The sequence below is a fragment of the Kocuria sp. UBA5001 genome (genome assembly GCF_002398425.1).
Taxonomy (GTDB): Bacteria; Actinomycetota; Actinomycetes; order Actinomycetales; family Micrococcaceae; genus Kocuria; species Kocuria salsicia.
Genome location: NZ_DGYR01000021.1, coordinates 243448 through 253575 on the forward strand (window position 1 = coordinate 243448; position 10128 = coordinate 253575).

6 protein-coding genes and 1 riboswitch are annotated in these 10128 nt (G+C 71.6%); of the genes, 3 read left to right on the top strand and 3 right to left on the bottom strand.

All coding sequences use genetic code 11. The annotated features are described in order from the left end of the window. Nucleotides 1-67: 67 nt before the first annotated feature. The gene (locus B3G12_RS12350) at nucleotides 68-1789 is read left to right on the top strand and encodes a purine-cytosine permease family protein (protein ID WP_144942611.1); all 1722 of its coding nucleotides are present in this window, start codon (nucleotides 68-70) and stop codon (nucleotides 1787-1789) included. 99 nt (nucleotides 1790-1888) lie between these two features. Here B3G12_RS12350 and B3G12_RS12355 read toward each other — a convergent pair whose 3' ends face one another. The 3 genes from B3G12_RS12355 to B3G12_RS12365 form a co-directional block, all read right to left on the bottom strand. After that, entirely contained in the window at nucleotides 1889-3298 is a 1410-nt protein-coding gene (locus B3G12_RS12355) for an NtaA/DmoA family FMN-dependent monooxygenase (protein ID WP_144942612.1), read from the bottom strand. 107 nt (nucleotides 3299-3405) lie between these two features. Next, the gene (locus B3G12_RS12360; RefSeq protein ID WP_290500615.1) at nucleotides 3406-4920 is read right to left on the bottom strand and encodes an MFS transporter; all 1515 of its coding nucleotides are present in this window, start codon (nucleotides 4918-4920) and stop codon (nucleotides 3406-3408) included. 45 nt (nucleotides 4921-4965) lie between these two features. Continuing rightward, nucleotides 4966-5084: riboswitch (SAM riboswitch) on the bottom strand. A 276-nt stretch (nucleotides 5085-5360) separates the two neighbouring features. Then, complete coding sequence (locus tag B3G12_RS12365; protein WP_145009229.1) at nucleotides 5361-6011, bottom strand: NAD(P)-dependent oxidoreductase; 651 nt, start codon at nucleotides 6009-6011, stop codon at nucleotides 5361-5363. Nucleotides 6012-6206: 195 nt separating this feature from the next. Here B3G12_RS12365 and B3G12_RS12370 point away from each other — a divergent pair, with 195 nt between their 5' ends. Continuing rightward, the gene (locus B3G12_RS12370; RefSeq protein ID WP_244944660.1) at nucleotides 6207-6617 is read left to right on the top strand and encodes a hypothetical protein; all 411 of its coding nucleotides are present in this window, start codon (nucleotides 6207-6209) and stop codon (nucleotides 6615-6617) included. A gap of 82 nt (nucleotides 6618-6699) precedes the next feature. Beyond that, nucleotides 6700-10128, top strand: a 3429-nt coding sequence (locus B3G12_RS12375; protein WP_290500620.1) for a DNA polymerase III subunit alpha, incomplete at its 3' end; no start/stop codon positions are given.

The window sequence follows — 10128 nt, forward strand, 5'->3', positions numbered from 1 at the left end:
GGCGTGCCCCGCCCGGTGGGGATCCCGCTCCGGGGTCCGCCCCCGTGAGCGACGAAAGGACGGCGGCATGTCCCTGGACGTGAAATCCCGCAGTGAACTCTCCCCCTCGGAACCACCCGGCACCAGTCCGGGTGCCGGGGCTGCAACGGCCGGCACTGCAGAGGGCGGAGCCCGCTCGGCCGCGAAGGAGAGCCTGGAGGACTACACCCTGCGCTTCGCCCCGCGCTCCTACCGGCAGTGGGGACCGGGTGTCGTGGCCACGAGCGCGCTGGGCGGCATCGCCTACCTCGCCGACTTCTCGATCGGCGCGAACATCGGCATGGCCCACGGCACCACGAACGCCCTGCTGGGGATCCTCCTGGCCGCCGTGATCATCTTCGTGACGGGGCTGCCGCTGGCGTACTACGCGGCCCGCTACAACCTGGACCTGGACCTGATCACCCGCGGCTCCGGTTTCGGGTACTACGGCTCGATCATCACCAACGTCATCTTCGCCACGTTCACGTTCATCCTCTTCGCGCTCGAGGGCTCGATCATGGCGCAGGGGCTCGAACTGGGCCTGGGGATCCCCAAACCCGTGGGCTACGCGATCGCCACGATCATCGTGATCCCGCTGGTGATCTACGGAATGAAGTCCCTGGCCCGGGTGCAGGTGTGGACCACCCCGCTGTGGCTCGTGCTGATGGTGATCCCTGTGGGCTACCTGGTGGTCTCGGACCCCTCCTCGGTGGGGGAGTTCCTGGACTACCGCGGTGAGAGCGGGCAGGGTCCCAGCTTCGCCGCCGTGATGCTCGCCGCCGGCGTGTGCCTGTCGCTGATCGCGCAGATCGCGGAGCAGATCGACTACCTGCGCTTCATGCCGCCCAAGACGGAGGAGAACCGCGTGGCGTGGTGGCGTGCCGTGATCCTGGCCGGGCCGGGGTGGGTGGTCTTCGGGGCCGCCAAGCAGATCACCGGGCTGTTCATCACGGTGTACCTGATCGCGCGCCTGGACCCCGCGGCGTCGGCCACGGCCAACGAGCCCGTGCACCAGTTCCTGGGCGTCTACCAGCACATGATGCCGGGGTGGCTGGCCATGGTGCTGGCGGTGGTGCTCGTGGTGATCTCCCAGATCAAGATCAACGTGACCAACGCCTACTCCGGGTCCCTGGCGTGGACCAACTCGTTCACCCGCGTGACCCGCACCTACCCCGGGCGCCTGGTGTTCGTGGGCGTGAACCTGGCGATTGCGCTGACGCTGATGGAGCTGAACATGTTCGACTTCCTCAACACGGTGCTCAGCTTCTACGCGAACTGCGCCATCGCGTGGATCGTCACGGTGGCCACGGACATCGTGGTCAACAAGCACGTGCTGGGCCTCTCGCCCAAGGTCCCCGAGTTCCGCCGGGGCATGCTGCACAACTGGAACCCCGTGGGCCTGGTCTCCCTGGGCCTGTCCGCCGGGATCTCGATCGCCATGTTCTTCGGGGCCTTCGGACCCGGGATCGCCCCGTTCTCCCCGATCTTCGCGGTGCTGATCGCGCTCGTGGCCACTCCGCTGACGGCGATCGCCACCCGCGGGCGCTACTACCTGCGCCGCACGGACGACGGGATCGAGCTGCCCTACACGGACGCGGACGGCAACCCCTCCGACGAACTGCTCACGTGCCACGTCACCGGCCTGGACTTCGAGCGCCCGGACATGCTGCGCTCCAACGAGCCGGGGCCCGACGGCGAGGTCCAGCACATCTCCTCCCTCGCCCTGGCCACGGACAGGACCGGACGGTACGTGCTGCCCGCCCAGCCCTGAGCACGTTCCCTCCCCGCCGGCCCCGTCCGGCACCCGGTGACGCGGGTGCCGGACGGGGCCTCCGGGGTTCCAGGGCCCCGGATGACGACGCCGCCCGGCTCAGCTGCGGTGCGCGGCCCCCGGGTGGTCCAGCGGCAGCCGGGGCCCGGCACCGCCGAAGACCTCGCGGGCGGAGGGAACTCGCGCCGCGCCGTCGTCCCCTGTACCGGAGTCCCCGGCGCCGCCCACGGTGGCCGCCGGTGCCAGCACACCCCGCTCGCGCAGCACCGGCGCCACAAAGCGCCCGAAGCGCTCGAAGTCCGCGGGGCGCACGCACGCGTTGACGTTGAAGCCGTCCACGTCCGCGACCCGCGCCCAGCGCTCCAGCTCGTCCGCGATCTCCTCCGGGGAGCCCGTGATCACGGGACCTCGACCGCCGATCGCCACGAACTCCGCCACGCGCCGTGGCGTCCACGAGGCGTCCGGGTCCATGGTCGTGAACGACGCGAGCGCCGAACGGTTGGCGTCCGTCTCGACATGCTCCAGTGGAGCGTCGGGGTCCGCATCGGAGAGGTCCACCCCGGTCCACCCGCCGAACAGCGCGAGAGCCGCGGGCACGTCCACGTACCGGGTGTACTCGGCCAAGCGCTCGTGGGCCGCGTCACCCGTCTCGGCCACGACGACGGCGACGTTCGTGAACGCCTTGACGGAGCGTGGATCGCGCCCGGCGGCTTCGGCCTCCTCGCGGAGCCTGCCGGTCCACCGGGCGACGTGCTCGGGCGTGGGACCGGAGAAGAAGACGGCCTCGGCGTGCTTCGCGGCGAACGCGAGCCCACGAGGGGAGGCCCCCGCCTGGAAGAGGTACGGGGTGCGCTGGCGGGTGGGGGCCGTCAGGGAGGGTGCGGTGACGTCGAAGTACGTGCCGTGGTGGCCCGCGCCGCGCACCTTCGCGGGATCCACGACGACGCCGCTGTCCCGGTCCGCGGCGTACGCATCCTCCGCGTAGGAGCCCTCCCACAGGGCGTAGACCACGTCCATGTACTCGTCCGCGCGGTCGTAGCGCTCGTCGTGGGGCAGCTGCGTCCCCAGACCGAGGTTGCGCGCGGCGGACTCCTGGTAGGAGGTCACCACGTTCCACGCGATGCGTCCGTCCGTGAGGGCGTCAAGGGTGGCGAAGCGCCGGGCGAGGTCGTAGGGCGCCGCGTAGGTCACCGAGGCGGTCACTCCCACGGCGAGGTGCTCCGTGGCCCGTGCGAGCAGGGGCGCGAGCAGCAGGGGATCCAGCTGGGGGACCTGCACCCCGCCGCGCAGGGCGGCGTCCGGGGTGCCGCCGTAGACATCGTAGAGCCCGAGGACGTCCGCGAGGAAGATGCCGTGGAACCCCGCTGCCTCGATCGTCCTCGCCTCCCGCTCCCAGTGGGTCGGTGAGACGTAGTTGCGGGACTCGTCCTCGGGGTGGCGCCACAGCCCGGGGGACTGGTGGACGGGCACGGGCATCTCGAACGCGTTGAACAGCAGCGGACGGGGCATGGGGGCCTTTCACGGGGACGGGTGATGGTGCGGACGGTCGGGAAGCGGCGGTCCGAGCCGGGCGGAGCGGCGCTCGGGCAGGCGGGCGACGTCGTCGGACCGGGCGCTCAGGAGGGGACCGGGGCGCGGACGGGCACGGGGACTGCCCGGGCGCCGTCGGCCACGGAGTCCCGCGCCATGCGGGCGGTGACCACGGAGACCACGGCGAGGACGCTGAGGTAGCCGCACAGCAGCCACGGCGTTCCCCCACCGCGCGCCACGAGCCACGCGGCGATCATGGGGGTCAGCCCGCCCGAGAGGATCGTGCCCACCTGGTAGCCCAGGGAGACCCCTGAGTAGCGCAGGTGCACGGGGAACTGCTCGGCGAACAGTGCCGCCTGGGGGCCGTAGATGCTGTCGTGCAGCACGGCCAGGCCCACGAGGTACACGAACGGCAGCAGGGCCAGTGGGCCGTGGTCCAGGAAGAGGAAGTAGGGCCACACGAACACGCCGACCAGTGCGGCCGCGATCCCGGAGATCCGGCGGCGGCCCACACGGTCCGAGAGCCATCCCCACAAGGGTCCGCCCACGATCCCCACGGCCGCCGCGATCAGGATGGAGACCATGACCCACTGGCTCTGACCGCGGTGCTGGGTCACGTAGGTGAGCGTGTAGACGGTGAGGACCGAGAAGATCGCCGGCTGGACCATGCGCTGCCCCACGCACACGAGCACACCGCGCGGGTATTCGCGCAGTACCTCGCGCACGGGGGAGACGGCGCGCTTCTCCTCCGCCCTGACCTCGCGGAACTCCTCGGCATCCGTGACACCGGCGCGGATGACCAGCCCGATCACCACGAGCACCGCCGAGAACACGAACGGCACGCGCCAGCCCCACGCCTGGAACTGCTCCGGCGTGGTCACGGCCTGCACCACGGCGAAGAACGCGGTGGACAGCAGCATCCCCGCCGCCGAGCCGACCTGCGTGAACGAGCCGAACAGCCCCCGCAGCCCGGAGGGGGCGTGCTCCACCGACAGCACGGCCGAACCACCCCACTCCATCCCCGCGGAGAGCCCCTGCAGGATCCGGCAGGCCACCAGCAGCACCACCGCGGCCCAGCCGATCCGCCCAAAACCGGGCAGCAGACCGATCGCCGTGGTCGCCAGCCCCATGGTCAGCAAGGACGCCACGAGCAGCGCCTTGCGCCCGATCCGGTCCCCCAGATGGCCCGCGATGATCCCGCCCAGGGGACGGAAGAAGAACGCGATCGCGAAGGTCGCGAACGAGGCGATCACCGCTCCCACGCCCGAGCCCTGCGGGAAGAAGTAGTGGTTGAACACCAGGGCGGCCGCCGCCCCGTAGAGGTAGAAGTCGTACCACTCGATGGTCGTGCCCACGAACGACGCCGCCAGCACCCGCTTCTTCGAGCGCACCGCTGCGCCCGCGGCCCGCAGGCCGCTAGAAGCAGCAGCGGGAGACAGGCCTGGGGCGGTGCCGTGAGGTGTGCTGGGGGTGGCACCGGGGAGCTGCGCCTTGGCAGCGGCGGTGCGCGCGGCGTCGTCGTGCCCGCCACTTGTTGTAACGGTGCCCGCGGGGCGGGGCAGAAGAGTCTCGTCGGTGCGGCCGGGTGCGGCGTGGCCCATGAACAGTCCTTCAGACCGGGGCGTCACGAAGCGCAGGGGAACCGGACGCCGTCCTTGCCCGCACCGGTGTGGTCACGGGCCGAATCATCACCTGGGGCACCCCACGACAGCGTCAGAGGGTTGCCGTCCGGCCAGCCAGGGCTGTTGGGCCGGAACTCGTGATTCCTGTACCACCACACAACCACACCCGCCGCGGGGCGGACAACCCGGAACCCGCCGCACATGACGCCGTGTGGCACGGATCGGGGCACGGTGGGTGCAGCAGGGCTGCAAGGGTCTGGGGCACTGGGCCCCGGGGGCACCGAGGACGCAGGAGAGGTGGGAACGGTGTGCGGCCGGGTGCTGGAGAAGCCGGGTTGCCTCGCTACGCGGCCCTCCGGCGCTCCACCCACCACTCACCCCCCCGCGCCGGCTACGGGCCGCGCGCAGTCGTCAACCGCTCAGTAGGCCACCCCGAAGCGCTCGCGGTGGTGCGCCGGGCGCTCCACCTCGTCGAGGAACGCCTCCCCGAAGTCCGCCCCGGAGATCACCGAACGCCCCGACTCGTCGGTGAGCAGCACCTCGCTGCTCGTGCGGTAGGAACCGGTGTGCTCGCCGGGGTTCCACGCGCCGAACTCTCCGGCGGGGGAGATCACGAACCAGTCGAAGGACTCGGGGGTCTCGGCCAGGTCTGTCATCACGGTCTCGACCTCCACGGAGTCCCGGCGCCACTCAGGGTTGAAGTCCGGGGCGTCGTAGACCTTCGGGCCGCCCTCGCTGACCCGCAGGGAGCCAGCCCCGCCGACCATTCCGAAGCGGATGCCCCGGGCCATGGCCTGCTCCGCAATGCCCTTCTCGACGGCGCGCATCACGCCCTCTCCGGCCAGCGTGCCGCGCGGGGACAGGGCGGTGAGCACCACGTCCGTGCCCTCCAGGGCTGCGGCCACCACGGTGGGGTCGGCGACGTCGCCCGTGCGGTACTCGACGCCCGCCACCGGGTGCTCGGGGGCGTTCCTGCTCCAGGCGGTGACCTGGTGCCCGCGCCGGACACCCGCCGCTGCGATGTTGCTCCCGGCGTATCCCGTGCCGCCCAGGACTGCGATGCGTGTCATTTACTTGCTCCTTCTCCGTGCTCCGGACACCAGGGGCGGTGCCGGTTCACAGGAGAACTTCGCGGGCAGGCGGGGTATTCCGGGTGGAGGGTGCGGTGGGTTGGAGCGCGTCGAGTCGCTTATGCGTGTCGGACGGCCTTGGCACCGTCTTAGGAGTCGAATAAAGTTTCGAATATCCGGGGAGGACGGAACGCCATGACTGTGGTGGAGAGCATGGAGGTTGGGTCCTGGGAGGATCCGTGGGACTCGGTGCCGGTGATCGGCGCGGGGGTCAGGGCGGCGCCCAGCAGGCAGGGGCGTGAGCTCATCCCCGAGGGCACTGCGGCCGAGGTGGTCGTGCGCTGCAACGGTGCCGGTGTGCCCCGGGAGGTGGTCCACCGGGGGGGCGTGCACCACGTGGTGGAGCCGCCCGTGCGGTGGTACGAACGGCGGAAATGGTGGGAATCCGAGGATCGCGTGCCCCGTGAGTCCCGCATCAGCATGGTGGACCGGGAGCTGTGGCAGGTTCAGGCGCTGCGGGGCGGGGCGGCCGTGCCCTGCACCTTCCGGCTCGTGCGCAACCAGGTCTCGGACCAGTGGCAGCTGCTCGGGGTGACCCTTGGGTGAGCGGCCGGTGGAGCGGCCCGGAGGTGCTGCACCAGGACCCGCAGCACTTGACAAGTATTCGAATAAAGATTCGAATACGTCCATGCACTTCCCTCATCTCCACGTGGCCTCCGCCTTCAGCGCCCACTACGGTGTGGCGCGCCCGGAGGAGCTGGCGGCCACCGCAGCGGAGCAGCGGGCGGAGATCCTCGCGTGCACGGACCGGGACGGTCTCTACGGCGCGGTCAAGCACGTCCTGGCGTGCCGGGAGCACGGCCTCTCTCCCGTGCTGGGGGTGGACCTCGCGTTGCTCGGCGCGGGCCGTGCGGGCGTGGCGGGCACCCGCGGCGGGCAGCGACGTCGCCCGCTGCCGCCCCGGGTGCTCGGGCGCGTGGTGGTGCTGGCCACGGGAAACAACGCCGGGGCCGGCTACGCCGCCCTGTGCCGCGTGGTCTCCGCCGCGCACCGCGCCCACGACCGGCACCAGGGCCACCCGATCGGTCTCACCACCGCGCAGCTGGCCCGCCACGTCCACCGGGCCGCGGCGCACGGGAAGCCCGGCCTCGTGGTCCTGGTGGGCCCGGACTCGGACGTCGGCAAGCTGCTCGCCGGGCGCCACTACCAGCCCGCGCGCACCGCCCTGGAACGGTGGCGCCGCGTGCTGCCCCCGGGAACCCTCGTGGTGGAGACCGCCACCCACCTCTCTCCCCAGGGAACGCCCCTGAGCACCGGCCACGCGGTGCGCATGCTCCAGATCGGGCACCGGGCGCAGCTGCCCGTGGTGCTGAGCAACGCGGTGCGCTACGCCCACCCCGGCCAGGCCGTGACCGCGGACGTGCTGGACGCCGCCCGCACCCTGATGCCCCTGGATGAGCTCGCGGGCGCGGACCGCGGCGTCCTGCAGCCCAACGGTCAGGGCTGGCTCAAGGACGACGACCGCATGGCCCTGCTCGCCCACGAGATTGCCCACGCCGCGGACCAGGGGGACGCCGGGCGGGACAGGCTGCTCGCAGACACCCACCACCTGGCCGAACGCTGCATCCTGGACCCCGAGCACGATCTCGGGATGGGCCGGTCCGTGATCCCGGAGGCCTCGGTCCTCGGGGTCCAGGGCAACCCGGACCGCGAACTCGCCCGCCGCTGCTACGCCGGCCTTGCACGCCTGCACGGGCACGAGGACTGGGACCGCACCGTGCCGGGACTCAACAGGGAGTCACTGCGCTCGCGGCTGGAACGGGAGCTGGACGTGATCTCCCACCTGGGGTTCGCGGGCTACTTCCTCACCGTGGGGGAGGTCTCGGAGCTGATGAGCGAGATGGACGTGCGCCACGCCGCCCGCGGTTCGGGGGTCTCCTCCCTGGTGGTGCACCTGCTCGGGATCTCCCCGGCGGACCCCCTCGAGTACGACCTCGTCTTCGAACGGTTCCTCTCCCCGCTGCGCCCCAATCTGCCGGACATCGACATCGACATCGAGAGCGCCCGCCGCCACGCCGTCTACCAGCGGATCTTCGAACGCTTCGGCCCCCGGCGCGTCGCCCTCATGAGCATGCAGAATGCCTACCGCTCCCGCGGGGCCGTGCGGGACGCCGGACTCGCCCTCGGCCTCGGCGCCCAGGACGTGGACCACGTGGCGGGCCAGCTGTGGCGCGTCCCCGGAGCCACCCTGCGCCAGGAGCTCACCCGCCGGCCCGAGCTCGCACCTCTCGCGGACAGACTGCGCGGCAACCGGCAGCTGGACCTGCTCGTGGACCTCACCGAACGCCTCGACCGGCTGCCCCGCCACATCTCCATGCACCCGTGCGGGGTAATCCTCTCCGACACCACCCTCCTGGACCGCACCCCCGTGCAGGCCAGCGGGATCGGACTGCCCATGTCCCAGTACGACAAGCACGACATGGACCCCATGGGCCTGATCAAGCTCGACGTCCTGGGCGTGCGCATGCAGTCCACCCTGGCCCACGCCGTCGCCGAGACCGCACGGCTGCACCCCCACGAGCCACCCCCGGACCTCGACACCATGCCCCGCGACGACCCGGACACCTACCGCCTGATCAGCTCCACCCACACCCTCGGGTGCTTCCAGATCGAGTCCCCCGGGCAGCGCGAGCTCATCGGCACCATGGGCCCGCAGGAGTTCAACGACCTCATCGTGGACATCTCCCTCTTCCGCCCCGGCCCCATGCAGGCCAACATGGTCCGCCCCTACCTCGACGCACGCCACGGCTGGTCCGCACCCCAGCACCTGCACCCGGACCTCACCGAGATCCTCGCCGAGACCCACGGGGTGGCGGTCTACCACGAGCAGATCATGCGCATCATGGACCGGATGACCGGCTGCGGCCTCGGCCGCGCGGACGTCTGGCGGCGCCTGCTCGGCTCCCACGGCGAAGCAGCCGTGGAGGCCGCCTTCCGTGACGCCGCCCACGGCCGCGGCTACACCCACCGCACCATCGACACCGTGTGGGAGCTGCTCCACGCCTTCGGCAGCTTCGGATTCTGCAAGGCCCACGCGGTCGCCTTCGCCGTGCCCACCTACCAGTCCGCATGGCTGAAGACCCACCACCCCGAAGCCTTCATGGCCGGCGTCTGGGAGCACGACCCCGGGATGTACCCCGCCCGCCTGCTCGTGGGAGAGGCCCGCCGCATGGGCATCCCCGTACTCGGCCCGGACGTCAACCGCAGCGGCGAGCACCACCGGGTGGAACCCGTCACACCACGCCCCGGCACGGTGGAACCCGCAGACCTCGACCACGGCATCCCCCACACCCAGGACGGTGCCTGGGGAATCCGCATGTCCCTGAACTCCATCACCGGCCTCAGTGCCGCCGAGACCGAACGTCTCCTCGCCGGACAGCCCTACAGCACCCTCGCCGAGGTCAAGACCCGCGCCCGCCCCACCCGCAGAAACCTGCAACGCCTCGCCGCAGCCGGCGCACTCGACACCCTGCTGCGCGGCGCTGGCACCCGCGCCTCCCACACCGACATGGTCCACTTCCTCCGTGAACAGGCAGAGCGCCCCGTCACCGGCAGACCCCCGCGCTCACAGCCGGGGGAGGGTCAGCTGAGCCTGCCCTTGGGGGACGTGGACCTTGCCGGCCTGCCCGCCCGGCTCGCCGAACCGAGCCCCGAGGAACGGGTCCGGGCGGAGATGGACACCATGGGCACGGAGGTCTCCGCCCACCTGATGGACTCCCACGCGCAGCTCATGCGCCGCTACTGCGCCACCCGCGCCGAGGACCTGCTGGGGCTGCGCAACGGGACCGAGGTGGTCGTCGCAGGGGTCCGCGTCTCCACCATGACCCCGCCCATGCGCAGTGGCAGACGCGTGGTCTTCATCTCCCTCGACGACGGTTCCGGGGCGGTGGACTGCACCTTCTTCGATGAGGCCCAGGCCGTCTCCGGCGAGGTGCTCTTCGCCCCCACGCTGCTGCTGGTCCACGGCCACACCCGCCGCACCGGCCCCCGGGGCATCGGCATCCAGGCCGCGCAGGCCTGGGACCTCTCCCGCCCCGAGACCCTGCCGGACCCCTCG